The following is a 17,389-nucleotide window of genomic DNA, read 5'->3' as shown; positions in this document are numbered from 1 at the left end:
AACGCTATGGGCAATGTGATAACCAATGGTTGCGGCAATTAGAACGACGCTCACGCCAATGAGGATAGCTTTAGTGACACCTGTGGAGTAGATTTCTCCGGCGTCCATAAGCGATTTGTTTAGTTCATTGGTTGCTGTTGTGGTGAACTGCTCAAGAATAGAAATGCTTGAATCAATTTTCGCGGCAAGGTTAGCAATATTGTTGTAAAGCGCCGCACGCGCCGATAGGTAGTTGTTGTGTTGATCCAATACACCACCACGCATACCCACATCGCGGGTAAACAGCTCTACTGACTCACCGAAGACTTGCTTAAGTTCAGGTAGTTGAGCGGCCAAACCACGAAATGCATAGTTCAAATGCGTCACCGCTTTACGGTTTTTTGTGACGGCTTGCGTGACAAATTCAGGATCTGAACTCGTCAGCGCATCTAGCGTAATCATTTCGGCATCTTTTAGTTTAATGAAGTAGCTTTTGGCCATGACTTTAACTGAAATGCTCGACTGGTCAGCGATGTATTCTTTGAGACCAACAGACAGCTCAGTATTGAGTTGTTGGAAGCGACGAGAAGATTTCTGTACTGCTTGTTGTGCGACAAACATTGCCTTGTAGTTATCCATTGCTTCTTTGGCTTCGGTAAAGTAGCTCTGCTCTAATTGTTTAAGCTGAGAGTAGGGTTTGGCTAAAGAAGGATAGATTTGGCTTGCGACGTTAAGTTGGTTTAATGCGGTTTCGAACCTTTGTTGAGATTTGGCAAATTCCTGACGTGCCTCACCCATGCGTTGTTTATTCTCCGTGGTCAGGAAGTCTTTAAAAGATTTGTCGGCAGAAAGAAGCTCCACACTGGTTCGGTTAGATAAAGAAACCAGTGGCAGGGAAGACTTGGACACAGTTTCAAACTCGCCGTGAATATCATTCATGCCTCCCATCATGATGGCGATTGTGAAAGCGAATAAGGCGATGATCAGCGCAAAGCCTGCATACATTCGTTTAATGACTGAACCTCGCATTCGTGAGTATCCTCTTCCCTAAAATAGACAAAACAAATTAAAATTAAGATTGCATAAGGTAACAACACTCGATGGATTATTTTGAGCTTACGACGTACGTTTTATGATGCACACGACAAAAAAAGCTTCAACGTCACGGTTTATATTGATAATGTTTAAGTGAACACTGTTTTTTATTGAGCTCGCTTTTGGCTTAGCACATAATAAACCAGCTACATACCTCATTAAATGGAGTTCCCATGGCGGAAGAAACGATCTTTAGCAAAATTATTCGTAAAGAAATCCCAGCAGATGTCCTTTACCAAGATGATTTAGTCACCGCATTTCGCGATATTAACCCGCGTGCGCCAAGCCATATTTTGATCATCCCAAACAAGCTGCTCCCGACGATCAATGACGTTGAAGCGGAAGATGAGGCTATGATGGGTCGCATGTTTACGGTTGCGAAGAAACTGGCGAAAGAAGAGGGCATTGCAGAAGACGGTTACCGTTTGATCGTTAACTGTAATTCACATGGTGGGCAGGAAGTCTACCACATCCATATGCACTTAGTAGGTGGTCGTCCTTTAGGCCCTATGGTGCTGAGCTAACCTATATAAGAAATTGGATGAAGAAGACCATCCATTTTTTATTCTTTGAATGACACATTTGTGGAGATAAATGTGAAATATGGTGTGAAGCTATTTGGATTGATAGGCTGGGCCTTGCTTGCTACAGGATGTGCGAATTTATCTGCAGGAAATCTGTTCAGTCATTACAGCGATCAAAACAAAGACGTTTATCAAGCAGTAGTCGCTGGCGAATATGCCGAGGCCCAACAGCGGCAATCGAGTGTTGTTGGTGGTGACATACTTGGCAACTTTGAGCAAGGCCGAATCTCGTTTCTCGCGCAAGATTACCCGAAAAGCCTAGGCTCACTTGAAAGCGGCGATCGTGCCGTGCGGAAACAACAGGATCGTGCTGCGATTTCTGTGACGGAAACGGCAACCAGTTTGGGGTCTCTTGCCGTTAATGATAATTTAAATGACTATCAGCCGGCCGACTATGAGCTCGGCTTCTTGCACTTGTATCTTGGTTTGAACTACGTAAAAAAGAATGACCTAGAAGGGGCGTTGGTTGAAATGCGCCGTGCAAATCAAGTTCAAGAGGCGGCGAAAAAATCACGAGAAAAAGAACTAAACCAAGCGGAGAAGGATCTCAAAAAGCAAGGCATGTCAGCGAACTTGGGTAGCGTGTTGGCCAACTATCCTGATGCTGGCAGAAAGCTGAGCTCAGTACAAAATGGTTACTTATTCTACCTTTCTGGGCTGCTTTATGAAGCGTCACGAGATTTGAACAGTGCGTATGTCGACTATCGTCGTGCGTTAGCTGTGATGCCCGATAACAAGCAGGTGATTGAAAGTACCATGTATACCGCGAAGAAGCTTGGTATGCGTCAAGACTTGCGTAAGCTGGAGAAGCGCTACGGCAAAGCGCCATCTGGGCTTAGTCAGTCGCAAGGTCGTGTCATTGTGATTGATGAGCAAGGCGTGGTCGAAGCATTGCAAGGTTGGCGTATTAATTTGCCGATCTACGACAGTCGAGGTGACGGAGCGATTTATTCACTCGCACTGCCTTATTACCCTAAGCGAGGGCCACAACGCTTTGGTGATGTTACTTTGAACGGCAATAAACTGCCTTCAAGTACCTTGGTTGACGTCAATGCGATGGCGCAGAACGATTTAAACGAGCGTTTAACGACGATCGTGATTCGGCAAGCGATTCGTGTTTGGGCAAAAGACAGAATTCGAAAAGAAGCGGCGAAAGGTGATGATGTCGGCAATATTCTTTTCAACGTATGGAATACATTAACAGAGCAACCTGATACCAGAAGTTGGCAGACGCTACCGGGTACGGTGAAAACGGCATCGAAAGTCGTTAAGCCAGGTCAGCAGAGCTTAAATCTGGGTGATCAGGTGTATCAATTTGAAGTGCCAGCACAGCAAACAACCTTAGTTTGGGTTTCCCGCCAGGGGACGCATTCTTCGGTGTGGCATAAACAGCTAGGGAGGTTGTAATGAGAGCATGGCTTATAGGTTTGGCAGTGATGGTTGGTTTAGCAGGTTGTGCAGACAACACTGCGGGCATCCGAGTTGATGGTCAAACACAAAAAGTTTTCTTCCACGATAATGTTTTAGGCAGTCGTCTGCTGGTAGACAATATCATCACGACTTATGTGGATGAGCGTCCACGCGGCGTCGTTCAATTAAGCAGTAACTACAAAGGCGATCAAGAGATCCTTTATCGTTTTTACTGGTATGACAACGCTGGATTAGAAGTGAATACCAAACTGGGTCCATGGCGAAAAATGATTGTTCGTGGATTTGAACAGGTGACTTTGTCTGAAGTAACGGTGAACCCTAACGGGACTCAATTCCGTGTACAAATTCGCGAAGCCCAAGATAACTAACCCAAACTTTGGGATACATTTTAGGTAGCTATGCTGCTTTCCTAAGACGGAGACGTCTTGGGGTGAAACACAAACTAAGGAACTCTCATGAAAAAAAGTATTATTGCTCTTCTAGGTCTTGCCGTCATTCTGGGTGGTTGTTCGAACAAAATCTCTTATGGAGATTCGCAAGCGACAGAAACCACAACGATCGATTTTGGCTCGACAGATCTACAAAAAATTGCTGGCGAGATGGTCGATAGCATGATGATGTCAGGCTCAGTGGGTGCAATTACTCGTGACAAGCGTCCTATCGTGTTTGTTGAGCGTATCAAGAACAAAACAAGTGAACACATAGATACAGAGTCAATCACTGACACTATTTCTACTAAGATGCTGAACTCTGGTAAGTTCCGTTTCGTCGATATGGACCGTGTTGAGTCTGTTCGTGAGCAGCTTAACTTCCAAAACACCGATGAGCTAGCGAACCAAAGCACAGCAATCCAATTTGGTAAAATGGTCGGTGCGCAATATATGCTTTACGGTAACCTGTCTAGCATCGTGAAAAATGCGGGCAGCGACAAAGACGTTTACTACAAAATGACTATGCGTCTGATGGATCTTGAAACTGGCTTGATCGAGTGGGCAGACGAGACGGAAATCCGTAAAGAACAATCTAAGAGCCTCTTTGGTCTTTAATGGATTCTGTTTAATGTTCTGACCTGAGTGGAGAAGTCATTCATGGCGTGGTTTTCTTGGCAACAAGCGAAACAATTAGACCCAAGTTTACGTGCTCTTGATGGCTTTTTTACTTCACCCCCAGTGAAGGCGCAAACTGTGACTGGGGGGCTAACCAATCGTTGTTGGCGGTTGGAATCCTCTGAGGGCTTTGCTTATGTCTGGCGACCGACCAGTCACGTATGCAAAGCCTTTGCTATATCTCGTCACAACGAATATCAAATCCTTAATGCGATTGCCCCTACTCATTTAGGCCCGTCCCCCGTGTTTGTTCACGAGCAAGGTTTATTGGTCGAGTGGTTGCCCGGCGATACGCTCACCAAACTGGATATTGATACTGAAGAGTTGTTGCCGATTGCGGTTGCGATCCACGAGTACCCAACATCGGTGCTTCCTCTCGTGCCATTTTCTTATCTCTCACGTATCGACCATTTTTGGTTGGAACTGGAAGGCCAGTATGTGAACACTGAATTTGAGAACTTGTATCGCAAATGGCGTTCTGAACCGTGTGTAGAGCCTGTTCCTGCGGCCCTGTGTCATTTTGATCTGGGCTACTACAATTTGGTACGTGGTGAAAACGGTGTGAAAGTCATTGATTGGGAATATGCTGGCTTAGCGGATCCAAGGCTTGACCTCGCGCTTATTTTGCAACTGGCGGATGTGAAAATGGAAGATGGTGTCGCAAGGTATTGCCAGCTTCGTCAAATTGAAGACGTAGACTTGTGGCTCGAGGGTGCGCAAGCTTGGATGCCAAGAACACGTGTGATGGCAATGTTATGGTATCTCGTGGCCTACAAATTGTGGGGAGATGAACAATATTTGCACAGCGCAGGTGAATTTAAAGACCTATTATGCTTTGAAGATCACTGTTTTGATAAACCATGATTTTTTCCTCTTTAACCTTAAATAAAAGCTGGTAGTTTTAGTGAAGTACCAGCAAGCCAAAGGGAGAGGTACACATGATTATTTACTTGCACGGTTTTGACAGCACAAGCCCAGGTAACCACGAAAAAGTTCTTCAATTGCAATTCATCGATGATGATGTACGTTTCATCAACTACAGCACTCTTCACCCCAAACATGACATGCAGCACTTATTAAAAGAAGTATCTAAGGTCATCAACCAAGCGAACGATCCAAACCCGCTGATTTGTGGCGTTGGTCTTGGCGCATACTGGTCAGAACGAATCGGTTTTATTTGTGGCATCAAGCAAGTGATGTTCAACCCAAACTTACACCCAGAGAAGGCAATGGCAGGGCGAATTGATCGTCCAGAAGAGTATGAAGATATTGCCACCAAGTGTGTTGAGCAATTCCGCACGAAAAACCAAGATCGCTGTTTGGTGATTTTATCTAAAGAAGATGAAGTTCACGACAACGCAAAAACGGCAGCAGAATTAGATGAGTACTACCAAATCATTTGGGATGAGACTCAAACACACAAGTTCAAGAAGATCTCCCATCATTTACAAGCAATAAAGGCATTCAAACACGCCTAACGCACATCAGAGTATTTTGTCTAGACAGCACTTTTTGAAGTGCTGTTTTTGTTTTTGGCTCCATACAGCGCGATAGCAACAATCAGAAATAAACTTAATTATCATCTCGTCACTGTTATGATTTATACCCAAGTGACTTCAAGATGCAGGATTCAGAGCGTTGTCATTGATTCCCTGTTTACCTAAAGTAAGCAAGTAAAACAACGCAGCGTAATAGCCAGCTCTTGCCAAGTTGTTTGACACAGAAATCGACTCAATGACACGCTCCCGAAGGGCGAGTTGCCTTGGCTCGCATACTTTGTTGTCGATTTTTGATTTAGACCCACTAGACCTTTAAATCGACGCCGCGTCTGCAAACCAAGTCATTCTCGCTGAACCAAGCATCTCGAGGTTACTTGGGTATACTGCTTTAAACTTTTTTTGTGAGAATACTATACTGTTAATCAGGTCAAAATGCGTCAATCCGTATCTAGGGCATGGATTTTAGTTGCCATCAAAGGATTGGCCGATATAATAAAGCCCGTAAAAATAATTTGACAAATATCAAAAAAAATTGAGAGCGAGTGAAGAAACTTGCCCATTTTTTGGCTGAGATCACTTATCTTAGACCAACAAACTGATGCATATCAAAAAGAAGCAACAATCAAGATGACATCGGTATTTATCCAAAAGTGAGCTTACCTCTAGAGACCAAAGAATTCATCGGTTGGGTGTATGACCACAGAGCGTTGTGAGTCTGCATCAAACTGAACCCATATATTCATTTTTGTAGAGGATAACATTGTGACACGCATTATCGTTGTAGGCGGCGGTGCTGGTGGCCTTGAATTGGCAACCAAACTGGGCCGTACTTTGGGTCGTAAGAACCGTGCGCAAATTACACTGGTAGACCGTAAAGCGAGCCACTTGTGGAAACCTTTGTTGCACGAAGTCGCAACCGGTTCTCTAGACGAAGGCGTAGATGCACTGAGCTATCGTGCTCATGCGAAAAACCATAGTTTTGAGTTCCAAATGGGCAGTCTTCAAGATATCGATCGTGAACGTAAAGTGATCATTTTAAGTGAACTAAAAGACGAGCATGGCGATCTTCTTATTCCAAGACGTGAGCTAGAATACGACATCCTAGTCATGGCTATTGGGTCTACATCAAATGACTTCAACACGCCTGGCGTTCGTGAAAATTGTATCTTCTTAGATAGCCCTGAACAGGCACACCGTTTCCGCAGCGAAATGAACAACCAGTTCCTAAAACTGCACGCGAAAAACGGCAATGGCACAGTAGACATCGCAATTGTTGGTGCGGGTGCGACGGGGGTTGAACTCTCTGCCGAGCTCCACAACGCGGTGAAAGAGCTGCGTACTTACGGATTTGGTGACCTAGACTCAACTAAGCTGAACGTAAACTTGGTTGAAGCAGGTGAGCGTATTCTTCCTGCGCTTCCACCACGTATCTCTTCTGCAGCACACCAAGAGTTGGTTAAGCTCGGTGTTAACGTTCGTACGGCGACCATGGTGACACAAGCGGAGAAAGATGGTCTGATAACCAAAGACGGTGATAAGATTTCTGCGCAAATCATGGTTTGGGCGGCGGGCATTAAGGCGCCGGATTTCATCAAAGATATTGCAGGTTTAGAAACGAACCGTATTAACCAGCTTGTGGTAAAAAATACACTGCAGACTACTCGTGACGATGACATCTTCGTTATTGGTGATTTGGCACAATGTACTCAACCAGATGGTTCATTTGTACCGCCACGTGCTCAAGCTGCGCACCAAATGGCAAGCCAAGCATTCTCCAACATTGTTGCTAAGCTAAATGGCCGTGAGTTAAAAGCTTACGAATACAAAGACCACGGTTCTTTGGTCTCTCTAAGCCGCTTCTCTACAGTTGGTAGCTTGATGGGTAACCTAACCAAAGGCTCTATGATGGTTGAAGGTCGAATTGCGCGTGTGGTTTATATCTCTCTCTACCGCATGCACCAAATGGCGTTGCACGGCATGATTAAGACAGGTCTGATGATGCTGGTTGGTCGAATCAATCGTGTATTGCGTCCAAACTTAAAGCTACACTGATCCTCGATAATTCGACTCTTCGCAAATGATTTGAAGAGAGCGAAATAAAGGTCACAAAAAAGCCACCGCATGTCGGTGGCTTTTTTATTCTAAGTCGCTAGGAAGCAGTGAGTACACCACGCCATCTTTGGGTTTACCACGAAAGATAAAACGGTTTCTGGCGATGGTTTCCTTTTGTGCACCAACAGATTCTATTAACGCCTGACTTGCCGTGTTTTCTGGATCGCAGACGATTTCGATGCGGGTTATATCAAGCTTGGCAAAGCAAAACTCTGCCAGTGAGCGAACGCATTCTTGCGCGTAGCCTTTACGCTGATACCGATCAGCGATCCAATACCCAATGCTCGCCATATTGAAGGTATGGTAAAGCTCGTTGACTCCCACCATACCGACAAGGTTACCGCTTTCACGCTCATAAACACCAAAGCCAAACGCCTCGGCTTTTACCCAATTTAAGCGAGTCGCTAACAAGAAGTCTTGAGCATCTTTCAAAGTGAGGTTGTTATTGCACCAATCTAACCAGCGATGCAGGGAAGGGGATTCTACGAGCAGGCGTTGTAAGGTGTGGGCTTGTTCTGAGGGAATCATTCTCAGAGCTAAATGAGTGGTGGTGATTTCAAAGTCTGGATTCATGCATCGATACCACTTCCGTGTTAGGCTCGAGACAAAGCGCAGCAGGTGCTGCGCTTTAGGTTTGTGTCGTTGTTATCGGACCCGACGGACTTGAATGATCATGCCCATCAATGGGTTATCAAGGTAGTGGGTTTCGCCGCTGCGCATACGACGTTTTTGATCCATTCGGAAACTCTTCAAAAACTTCTCTTCAGTCACGGTTGGAGTGACTTCTGCTAAGTTACCAGCTTGAACGTTGCCTTCGACTTCGCCAAATTTACCTGCCCATTGTTCGGTAGGCTGTGACGCTAGGTGGACTTCTCGCACGCTAGGCTCACGGATATCGATGGTCGTTTCAGCAAACAAGTAGTGTTGAACATAGATCTGTAGCTTACCGTCTAGTTCGTAAAGCGGGTCACTCACGCTCTCTTCGTTGTAACCATCGTTCGATAGTGATGACATCTTGTCGATCGGGTTACCATTTGCATCATAAGAGCCAGAGAAGTCTCGGCCACCAACCATACGGAAAATCGGTGCACTTGCTTTCCCGCGGTCGCCTTGACGCCAAGCAACGTGTTTAAGCACTTTGAAGCCTGCGTGGTTGTTGAGTGCTGCTTCTTGTGCGTTCAATCGGTAAGAAGAACGCGGGAGAAGCGAGGCGCCTTTTGACTGGCGGTAAGCATCGTTTTGTAGGCTGCCGACGTTACTCATTTCAATAGTTGGCAGCTCGTTCGGCCATGATTCACTGGTACTTTCAGCGTTGACTGCTCGCTTGAAAATAATGACTTCAATATCAAATTGACGTGCAGCCCAAGATGGCATTGAGATGCAAAGAAGCAATAATGGGATCAGTATTCTCATTCGACTATTAGCTCGTTGGTAATAAATTCTGTTTAAAATCATTCAGTAAGTCTTGAACAAACTGGATGCGTTTACGTCGGTCCGTCAATGGTACGCTAAACTTGAACTTAGTTGGACCTTCCATTGCAAATTTTTGCGGCTGTGATTGCAGGAGTTTAACCAGATACGCTGGATTAATGTCAGCATCAGGGTAAAACTCGATGAATCCGCCTTTATCATGCGCCTCGATCTTCTTCGCCTTAATACTTCCGGCCCCAATTTTCAATTCTGAGACAGACAGAAGGTTCTTGGTCGCATCTGGCAACAAACCAAAACGGTCAATCAGCTCTACTTTCAGTTCAGATAAACCTTCGTTATCCGTGACGCTGGCAATACGTTTGTACATAGACAGACGTGTGTTCACATCAGGAATGTAGTCATCTGGTAGCAGGGCTGGTATACGCATCTCAATTTCAGTTTGCTCGCGAAGTAGCTCATCTAATGATGGCTCTTTGCCTTCTTTCAATGCTTCAACCGCTTGTTCAAGCATCTCCATATACAGTGTAAAGCCAACGGATTGAATTTGACCACTTTGTTCGTCACCCAATAGTTCACCAGCGCCACGAATTTCAAGATCGTGGGTGGCAAGCGTGAAACCAGCGCCCAGATCTTCTAGTGAAGCGATCGCATCAAGGCGTTTAATCGCATCTTTGGTGATGGCTTTTGGGTGTGGGGTGAGCAGGTAAGCGTATGCTTGGTGGTGCGAACGACCAACGCGGCCACGAAGCTGGTGTAACTGTGCCAAGCCGAGGTTATCAGCACGATCCATAATAATGGTGTTGGCCGTCGGAACGTCGATACCAGTCTCGATGATGGTGGTACACACCAACACATTGAAGCGCTGGTGGTAAAAATCACTCATGATGCGTTCCAGCTCACGCTCACGCATCTGACCATGTGCCACGGTCAAACGTGCCTCTGGAATCAGCTTTTGCAAGTCCTCTGCGGTTTTCTCAATGGTCTCAACTTGATTGTGTAGGAAGTAAACCTGACCACCACGCATGATCTCACGTAGAACGGCTTCACGTACTACAGAGTCTTCGCACTGACGTACGAACGTTTTGATAGATAAACGACGGGCAGGTGGTGTCGCGATGATCGACAAGTCTCTCATTCCACTCATGGCCATGTTTAATGTACGAGGAATAGGGGTTGCGGTCAGTGTTAGAATATCGACATCAGCTCGCATCGCTTTGACTTTTTCTTTTTGGCGCACACCGAAGCGGTGCTCCTCATCGACGATCAACAGGCCAAGGTCTTTGAATTTGATGTCGCTTGAAAGGAGTTTGTGCGTGCCCACGACAATATCCACTTTGCCATCGGCAACATCTTGGAGAATGACTTTTTGCTCTTTTGCCGACTTAAAGCGTGAAAGTACTTCAACGCGTATTGGTAAGTTGGCAAAGCGGTCACGGAAGTTTTCAAAGTGCTGTTGTGCTAGCAGTGTGGTTGGTACTAATATTGCGACTTGCTTGCTATTGTCTGTGGCAACGAATGCCGCGCGCATCGCGACTTCTGTTTTACCAAAGCCCACATCGCCACACACTAGGCGATCCATGGCTTTTGCTTGGCACATATCCGACAAAACCGCATTAATAGCCATTGACTGATCGTCGGTCTCTTCAAACGGAAAAGTCGCTTTGAAGGTCGCGTATTGACCGCGATCGAGCTCGAATTTATAGCCAGGCTTCAATTCACGCTTCGCGTAAACATCTAGAAGCTCTGCCGCTACGTCACGAACTTTCTCTGCTGCTTTACGACGGGCTTTTGCCCATGCTTCACCGCCAAGCTTATGCAGTGGCGCACTTTCCTCAGCACCACCAGAGTAGCGGCCAATTAAGTTAAGTGAAGATACTGGGACGTACAGCTTGGCTTCGTTTTGATACTCAAGGGTAACGTACTCGGTTTTCATCCCACCAGCTTCAAGCGTCTGTAAGCCAATATAGCGACCGATACCGTGATCAATATGAACAACAGGCTGACCCGGTTTAAGCTCAGCAAGGTGACGGATCACAGTGTCGCTGTTGACGGCTTTTTTGTCTTTACGACGGCGTTGAATGACGCGATCGCCCAGCAAATCACTTTCACAGATAAACGCGAAGTTGAGCTCATCGTGAATAAAGCCATGTTCCGCGGCACCTAAGATCAAGCTAAACCGATCGCCAGAATCTAGTGCTTGGTATATCGTACCATGCGCAACGGGGCGTATTTTTATGCCTTGTAGCAGCTCTGTTAGGGCCTCACGGCGTCCCTCAGACTCGACAGAAAAAATGATTTTGCCCGTGAACTGCTCACTAAATTGGCGCAGACGAGCAAGTGGTTCTTTGTTTTGCTGCTGAACGCCAAGCTCAGCCAAAGATTGCACATCAAGGTTTTGGCGGCCTGCACGTTTCACCACTTTCTCTAAGCTGAGTTGCGCTTGTGGCAGTTGCTTGAAGTGAGCAAATAGCTCGTCCTTCTTTAACCACAATGCCTCTGGTGCGAGCAGCGGACGCATCGGATCGATTTTCTTTTGATCGTAGCGGTAGCCCACGTCACTGAGAAAAGTATCGACCGCGGATTCAATGTCACCAAATACAATCAGTTGCGAATCATCTGGCAGGTAATCAAACAAGGTTTCAGTGTGATCAAAAAACAGCGGTTGCCAATATTCGATACCGGCTGGCCATGTCCCCTTAGTAACCTGCATGTAAATAGATTCGGGCTCGCGACGAGCTTCAAATTGCGTACGCCAACGGGTGCGGAAGTCTTCGATAGCCGCTTTGGTTGTCGGAAACTCGTGCGCTGGTAGCAATTGGATTTGTTGGATGTCTTCGATGGAACGTTGATTTTCAGGATCGAACGTACGAATGGTATCGATCTCGTCATCAAAGAAATCAATGCGGAATGGATCAGAACTTCCCATTGGGAATAGGTCAAGGATCGAACCACGGCTTGCGTATTCTCCCGGGCCGAAGACTTGATCTACGTGACGATATCCCGAATTCTCTAATTGTACGCGCAGTTTCTCTAATGAAAATTGATCGCCTGTTTTCACCATCAAAGTGTGTTGTAACAAGAAGTCTCGCGGTGATTGGCGCTGCAATACTGTGCTTACTGGCACAATCGTTACGCCATTACTTTGAGTTGGTAGTTGGTATAGGCGTGCAATACGGTCTGAAATAATCTCTTGATGTGGAGAGAAATTGTCGTACGGCAGAGTTTCCCAATCAGGGAATAGACTCACTGGTTGATCGGTGAACTGCTCTATTTCTGCTTGCAGTTTCAGCGCAATTTGTGGGTCAGGCACCACGAGCACAGAGTGGCTTGAATGCTGTTTTACTAGCTCAGCGATCGCCATTGGCAATGCGGCACCTGGCAAGTTACCGAGCTGTTTTTTGTCGCCACGCTCAGATGGGTTTGTGACGGAAAGAATCGTTGCTTTTGTCATGGTAATTATTTGTTATCTCGCTCTAGCGAGCGCTGGCGGAGTAGTTTTTGTTGTTGGTATAGCGCGGCTTTAATCAATAAATCCTGGTCAGCTTCTCGAAGCAGTTTGTACTTGAGAGTGACAATATAACCTTGCTCTGTATGTTCACATCCTATTACCTGAGCGTAGCAGTAAATCGCTGCGGCAGGGTGATCTAAGAAGAGCTTCACACGAGCCAATTGGCCCTTTTCTACGGCAGAATCGTTGCGATAGCTCAGTTGGCTTGCACCAAATTGCGTGGTTTGAAAGCGCAGCGCAGCCTCATCTTGCTGAGAGAGCATAAAGCTCAGAAGCAAGTTGAGTTTAGAGTTTTGGGTATCCAGTAGGCTAATGACGTGTTTCAGCTCTTTATTTTGCAGTTCTAATCTTGTGTTTTCCGATAACATATCTAAGTGGCTAAATTCACTTGCGACAATAAATGGTGCTGGAATCTCAGTGACGAAAGTGGTCTCATCTGGCAGAACAAAGTCCGTCCCTAACGTTTCGACGTTGATCGTCAGATTGTGGTGTACGCTGAAGTACTCTTGCTCTGTCATAGTTTGGTCCTTTTCTGCCAACGAGCACTCTCATTTCATTGAAGAATGAGGAGGATAGGAGACTGATTATCGCTAATCAGGGTAAGTTATCAAGTTTACCTGTTTTTGTGGCTTAACTTTTTGCACTAAATGGGGACTTATTGCATGTCCTTGACAAATTAAGCGATTATCTTGTCTTCTTCATCGTGAGAGTAAGGTAAGATACCCAGTATGTATTGGCTCCATTATTAGAAAACCAGTTGGTTTGTCCTATATGTATCATCCTATCTCTTTGTTTGTTGGCTTGAGGTATCTTCGGGGACGCTCCGGGGATAGGTTCAGTCGATTCGTTTCTTACATGTCGACCGCAGGTATCACAATTGGTGTGATGGCGCTGGTAACTGTTCTTTCTGTGATGAATGGTTTTGAAAGCCAGCTTAAAGAGCGCATTTTAGGTGTGCTTCCTCATGCTGTCGTTTCTCAGCACGATGGTAAAACGCCTGTCAACGGCGGGGCTGTGCCTCCATTCATTGCAAACATGTCGACTATCGCGAAACCAGAACCGATCGTTCGTGGTGAAGCGGTGATTCAAAGTTCAGCACAGCTCACAGCAGGTTACTTGATTGGTATCGAGCCTAAACTTGGCGATCCTATTTCTAATCATTTGATCGCGGGCCGTTTATCTTCGCTTCAAGCCGGTGAGTATAACGTTTTTCTTGGTCACAGCTTGGCGCGTGCGCTTAAAGTGTCGATGGGCGACAAAGTCCGCTTGATGGTCACCAATGCGACGCAATTTACGCCGCTAGGACGAATTCCTAGCCAGCGTAACTTCACAGTGGCGGGTATCTTTAACACTGGCTCAGATGTGGATGGCCAGCTTATGATTGTCAATATGACCGATGCCTCAAAGCTGATGCGTTTACCAAAAGAGACAGTATCCGGTTGGCGTGTGTTCTTTGCTGACCCATTTACGGTGACGGAGTTTGCAGACAAACCATTGCCGGAAGGTTGGCAATGGAGTGACTGGCGCGAGCAGCGTGGTGAACTTTTCCAAGCGGTGAAAATGGAGAAGAACATGATGGGCTTAATGCTTGGTCTGATTGTCGGCGTGGCGGCATTTAACATCATTTCTGCGTTGATTATGGTGGTCATGGAGAAGCAATCAGAAGTCGCGATTCTCAAAACCCAAGGCATGAAGCAATCTCAGGTGATGGCGATTTTCATGGTACAGGGGGCGAGCAGTGGTGTGATTGGTGCGATTGTTGGTGGTGTTGCCGGCGTTGCTTTATCGCTCAACCTTAATGCCATTCTGGAAGCCGCAGGCGTTGCCCTGTTTAGCTTCGGAGGCCACTTGCCCATCGTGATTGACTCATTCCAAATTTTATTAGTGGTAGTGCTGGCGATTGCTCTAAGCCTAGCCGCAACGGTTTACCCTTCTTACCGAGCATCTTCTGTTAAACCTGCTGAGGCACTTCGCTATGAATAAGCTATTAGAATGTCGTGATATTCGTAAAGTCTACCGAGAGGGCTCGCTAGATACGGAAGTGTTGAAAGGCGTGAGCTTCGAGATTGACAAAGGTGAACTGGTTTCTATTGTCGGTTCTTCTGGTTCAGGTAAAAGTACCTTGCTTCACATCCTTGGTGCGTTGGATGATGCCTCGCAAGGAGAGGTGGATTTTCTAGGGCAGAATTTGTCAGCGCTAAGCTCAAACAAGCAAGCGGCACTGCGCAACAAACATCTTGGTTTTGTTTATCAGTTCCACCACTTGCTGGCTGATTTTACTGCGGTAGAAAACGTTGCGATGCCACTATTGATTGGTGGTGCAAAAGCAGCGGATGCGAAAGAAAAAGCAAAAGCTCTGCTTGAGAAGGTTGGCTTAGGACACCGTATGGACCATCGCCCTTCAGAGTTGTCCGGCGGTGAACGCCAGCGTGTGGCTATCGCCCGTGCTTTGGTTAATAAGCCGGATTTGGTTCTGGCTGATGAGCCAACAGGTAACCTAGATCACAAGACGGCACTAGCGATTTATGATTTGATGCGTGAGCTAAACCAAGAGTCAAACATTGCTTTTTTGGTGGTGACGCACGATAACGAGTTAGCAGCGAAAATGGATCGTCAAATGCATATGCAAGATGGTTTGCTGGTAGACAGTTTTACCACTCAAACTCTGGTTGCGGAGGGCTAATTTTGTTTTCATCTTTAGCATTGATGATCGGTGGTCGCTTTAGTCGTGCAAAAAAGCGTAACAAGATGGTGTCGTTCATTTCTCTTTCTTCGACTATTGGTATTGCTGTTGGTGTTGCGGTGATCATTATTGGTCTATCTGCCATGAACGGTTTTGAACGTGAGTTGCAATCGCGCGTGCTGTCGGTAATTCCCCACGGCGAGTTGGAGGGGGTGAATGGTCCACTGCACAACTATACCAAAACCATGAATCAAGCCTTAAGTCACGAACACGTTGTCGCTGCGGCACCTTACGTTCGATTTACTGGGCTAGCAGAGAAGGGCAGTAAGCTTAAAGCGATTGAAGTTCGTGGTGTGGATCCTGCTTTTGAACAAGCGGTGTCGAGTATGTCTGAGTTCATTGCTCCAGAGGCATGGCACAGCTTTAACGCTGGTCAGCAGCAAGTGATTTTAGGTCGTGGTGTTGCGAAAGAGCTCAAAGTGGAAATCGGTGATTACATTACTTTGATGATTCCGCAGACCGGAGGCACCAACAAGGTTCAAGCACCAAAACGAGTTCGCGTGAAGGTCTCTGGATTCCTCACACTGAATGGGCAAATCGATCACTCATTGGCCTTGGTGCCATTAAAAGATGCTCAAGCCTATGCGCGCTTGGGGGATGGTGTGACCGGTATTTCGCTTAAGACCGATGATGTACTGAACGCGCCCTCCATAGTGCGTGAAGTGGGGAGCCGGATTGACGTTTATGTTTACTTGAAAAGCTGGCAGCAACAGTTTGGCTTCTTGTATCGCGATATTCAGCTTGTGCGCACTATCATGTACTTGGTGATGGTGTTGGTTATCGGCGTAGCTTGTTTTAACATAGTATCGACATTGATGATGGCAGTGAAAGATCGCGCAGCCGAGATCGCCATCTTACGTACTATGGGTGCAAAAGATGGTTTGATTAAGCGTATTTTTATCTGGCAAGGTGTGTTTTCAGGCGTGTTTGGCAGCCTTGTTGGCAGTGTCGTTGGTGTTTTAGTTGCCCTCAACCTCACGCCGATCATCAAGGTATTAGAAGCGTTAATTGGTCACCAGTTTCTCTCTGGTGATATCTACTTTGTCGATTTCTTACCATCGCAATTGCATTGGCCTGATGTTGCTATGGTTTCAATGACGGCAATCGTTCTGAGTTTGCTGGCGACTTGGTACCCAGCATCTCGCGCCGCAAAACTTAACCCTGCTACGGTATTGAGTTCTAAGTAATCAGCAAAGTTTAGTGAACTGCTGTAAATAAAAGACACAAAAAAGGACCGAATCTCGGTCCTTTTTCATTCTTAGCGATCGGTATCAAACTATCTCTGCTGTGGCTCATTAGCCCTCATACTTGAGTTACATCAACTTGCACGTCGAACGTTAACTGCTTTCCATTCGATATTCTACAAGCTGCTAACTGAAGAATAAGCGTTTATCTTATTCTGCGTTTTTGCCAGCTTCTTACCACTGAGTAGCGCCAAATTCCGCGAATACCAAAGTAACCGATGATGGCTGATACCACGCCACAGATTGCGCAGCCGAGCAGGAAAGGAGGTCCAATGGTGTTCATTTGCTGCATAATGAATTCCCACGACAGTTCAAAATGGAACGGCTGTGGCGGCATATGCATGACTAGAGCGCCAAGTTTGTAAGCGAAGTAGAACAGCACAGGCATGGTGATTGGGTTACTGACCCAGACAAGAGCAATCGATAGAGGTAAGTTAACTCCAAGCATAACGGCTAGACCTGCCGCCATTATCATCTGGCTCGGGAGCGGAACAAACGCCATAAACAGACCAACAGCGAAGGCACCGGACGCAGAGCGACGATTTAAACACCACAAGTTTGGGTTGTATAAAACGTTGCCGAAGACCTTCAGTGCTTTTTGGCGTTTGATCATTTCATGATCTGGCATGAAGCGTTTTATCAGCTTTCTAGGCATAG

The 17,389-nt window shown here is 46.2% G+C and carries 15 protein-coding genes and 1 pseudogene; 10 read left to right on the top strand and 6 right to left on the bottom strand.

Annotated features, from left to right (window positions below; translation table 11 throughout):
• A pseudogene (locus AND4_RS09765) lies at positions 1-1,008 on the bottom strand (methyl-accepting chemotaxis protein); the annotation flags it as partial.
• A gap of 239 nt (positions 1,009-1,247) precedes the next feature.
• Here AND4_RS09765 and hinT point away from each other — a divergent pair.
• The 7 genes from hinT to AND4_RS09730 all read left to right on the top strand — a co-directional run bounded on the left by hinT (position 1,248) and on the right by AND4_RS09730 (position 7,746).
• Complete coding sequence (hinT, locus tag AND4_RS09760) at positions 1,248-1,598, top strand: purine nucleoside phosphoramidase (protein WP_009842802.1); 351 nt, start codon at positions 1,248-1,250, stop codon at positions 1,596-1,598.
• 72 nt (positions 1,599-1,670) lie between these two features.
• Positions 1,671-3,065: a hypothetical protein gene (locus AND4_RS09755; RefSeq protein WP_009842801.1), complete on the top strand. Its 1,395-nt coding sequence runs from the start codon at positions 1,671-1,673 to the stop codon at positions 3,063-3,065.
• Positions 3,065-3,457, top strand: a complete 393-nt coding sequence (locus tag AND4_RS09750) for a YcfL family protein (RefSeq protein ID WP_009842800.1) — start codon at positions 3,065-3,067, stop codon at positions 3,455-3,457. Before AND4_RS09755 ends, AND4_RS09750 begins: the two co-directional genes overlap by 1 nt.
• 87 nt (positions 3,458-3,544) lie before the next feature.
• A complete protein-coding gene (gene lpoB, locus AND4_RS09745) occupies positions 3,545-4,135 on the top strand; it encodes a penicillin-binding protein activator LpoB (RefSeq protein ID WP_009842799.1) in 591 nt (196 codons plus the stop codon).
• Between the two features lie 42 nt (positions 4,136-4,177).
• Positions 4,178-5,059 (top strand): thiamine kinase, encoded by an 882-nt coding sequence (gene thiK / locus AND4_RS09740; RefSeq protein WP_009842798.1) that lies wholly within the window; start codon positions 4,178-4,180, stop codon positions 5,057-5,059.
• Between the two features lie 74 nt (positions 5,060-5,133).
• Entirely contained in the window at positions 5,134-5,673 is a 540-nt protein-coding gene (gene ycfP, locus AND4_RS09735; RefSeq protein ID WP_009842797.1) for an alpha/beta hydrolase YcfP, read from the top strand.
• A gap of 783 nt (positions 5,674-6,456) precedes the next feature.
• Positions 6,457-7,746, top strand: coding sequence for an NAD(P)/FAD-dependent oxidoreductase (locus tag AND4_RS09730; RefSeq protein WP_009842796.1), 1,290 nt, complete (start codon positions 6,457-6,459; stop codon positions 7,744-7,746).
• 84 nt (positions 7,747-7,830) lie between these two features.
• On the opposite strand, the gene AND4_RS09725 is transcribed toward AND4_RS09730, so the two are convergent.
• From AND4_RS09725 to AND4_RS09710, 4 genes are all read right to left on the bottom strand, one after another.
• The gene (locus AND4_RS09725) at positions 7,831-8,379 is read right to left on the bottom strand and encodes a GNAT family protein (protein WP_009842795.1); all 549 of its coding nucleotides are present in this window, start codon (positions 8,377-8,379) and stop codon (positions 7,831-7,833) included.
• Positions 8,380-8,451: 72 nt separating this feature from the next.
• Positions 8,452-9,219, bottom strand: a complete 768-nt coding sequence (locus AND4_RS09720) for a peptidoglycan binding protein CsiV (RefSeq protein ID WP_009842794.1) — start codon at positions 9,217-9,219, stop codon at positions 8,452-8,454.
• Between the two features lie 7 nt (positions 9,220-9,226).
• Positions 9,227-12,688: a transcription-repair coupling factor gene (gene mfd / locus AND4_RS09715; RefSeq protein WP_009842793.1), complete on the bottom strand. Its 3,462-nt coding sequence runs from the start codon at positions 12,686-12,688 to the stop codon at positions 9,227-9,229.
• A gap of 5 nt (positions 12,689-12,693) precedes the next feature.
• Positions 12,694-13,263 (bottom strand): hypothetical protein, encoded by a 570-nt coding sequence (locus AND4_RS09710; RefSeq protein ID WP_009842792.1) that lies wholly within the window; start codon positions 13,261-13,263, stop codon positions 12,694-12,696.
• A gap of 253 nt (positions 13,264-13,516) precedes the next feature.
• Here AND4_RS09710 and lolC point away from each other — a divergent pair, with 253 nt between their 5' ends.
• The 3 genes from lolC to lolE are packed head-to-tail and all read left to right on the top strand — an operon-like array spanning position 13,517 to position 16,675.
• On the top strand, positions 13,517-14,728 hold the full coding sequence (gene lolC / locus AND4_RS09705; protein WP_043991590.1) for a lipoprotein-releasing ABC transporter permease subunit LolC: 1,212 nt from the start codon (positions 13,517-13,519) through the stop codon (positions 14,726-14,728).
• A complete protein-coding gene (lolD, locus tag AND4_RS09700; RefSeq protein ID WP_009842790.1) occupies positions 14,721-15,428 on the top strand; it encodes a lipoprotein-releasing ABC transporter ATP-binding protein LolD in 708 nt (235 codons plus the stop codon). Before lolC ends, lolD begins: the two co-directional genes overlap by 8 nt.
• Positions 15,429-15,430: 2 nt before the next feature.
• Positions 15,431-16,675, top strand: coding sequence for a lipoprotein-releasing ABC transporter permease subunit LolE (lolE, locus tag AND4_RS09695; protein WP_009842789.1), 1,245 nt, complete (start codon positions 15,431-15,433; stop codon positions 16,673-16,675).
• A 202-nt stretch (positions 16,676-16,877) separates the two neighbouring features.
• Here lolE and AND4_RS09690 read toward each other — a convergent pair whose 3' ends face one another.
• Positions 16,878-17,387 carry a DUF2062 domain-containing protein gene (locus tag AND4_RS09690; RefSeq protein WP_009842788.1) on the bottom strand — a complete coding sequence of 170 codons (510 nt, stop codon included), beginning with the start codon at positions 17,385-17,387 and terminating at the stop codon, positions 16,878-16,880.
• Positions 17,388-17,389 lie beyond the last annotated feature (2 nt).

The organism is Vibrio sp. AND4, assembly GCF_000171815.1.
In the GTDB taxonomy this organism is placed as follows: domain Bacteria; phylum Pseudomonadota; class Gammaproteobacteria; order Enterobacterales; family Vibrionaceae; genus Vibrio.
The sequence above is the reverse complement of the archived record's forward strand: the minus strand, read 5'-3'. Positions and strand labels throughout refer to the sequence as shown.

Excerpts from the sequence above, each read along its gene's own strand:
- hinT (WP_009842802.1), top strand. The coding sequence starts at position 1,248 with ATGGCGGAAGAAACGATCTTTAGCAAAATTATTCGTAAAGAAATCCCA.
- AND4_RS09750 (WP_009842800.1), top strand. The coding sequence starts at position 3,065 with ATGAGAGCATGGCTTATAGGTTTGGCAGTGATGGTTGGTTTAGCAGGT.
- lpoB (WP_009842799.1), top strand. The coding sequence starts at position 3,545 with ATGAAAAAAAGTATTATTGCTCTTCTAGGTCTTGCCGTCATTCTGGGT.
- thiK (WP_009842798.1), top strand. The coding sequence starts at position 4,178 with ATGGCGTGGTTTTCTTGGCAACAAGCGAAACAATTAGACCCAAGTTTA.
- ycfP (WP_009842797.1), top strand. The coding sequence starts at position 5,134 with ATGATTATTTACTTGCACGGTTTTGACAGCACAAGCCCAGGTAACCAC.
- AND4_RS09725 (WP_009842795.1), bottom strand. The coding sequence starts at position 8,379 with ATGAATCCAGACTTTGAAATCACCACCACTCATTTAGCTCTGAGAATG.
- AND4_RS09720 (WP_009842794.1), bottom strand. The coding sequence starts at position 9,219 with ATGAGAATACTGATCCCATTATTGCTTCTTTGCATCTCAATGCCATCT.
- mfd (WP_009842793.1), bottom strand. The coding sequence starts at position 12,688 with ATGACAAAAGCAACGATTCTTTCCGTCACAAACCCATCTGAGCGTGGC.
- AND4_RS09710 (WP_009842792.1), bottom strand. The coding sequence starts at position 13,263 with ATGACAGAGCAAGAGTACTTCAGCGTACACCACAATCTGACGATCAAC.
- lolC (WP_043991590.1), top strand. The coding sequence starts at position 13,517 with ATGTATCATCCTATCTCTTTGTTTGTTGGCTTGAGGTATCTTCGGGGA.
- lolD (WP_009842790.1), top strand. The coding sequence starts at position 14,721 with ATGAATAAGCTATTAGAATGTCGTGATATTCGTAAAGTCTACCGAGAG.
- AND4_RS09690 (WP_009842788.1), bottom strand. The coding sequence starts at position 17,387 with ATGCCTAGAAAGCTGATAAAACGCTTCATGCCAGATCATGAAATGATC.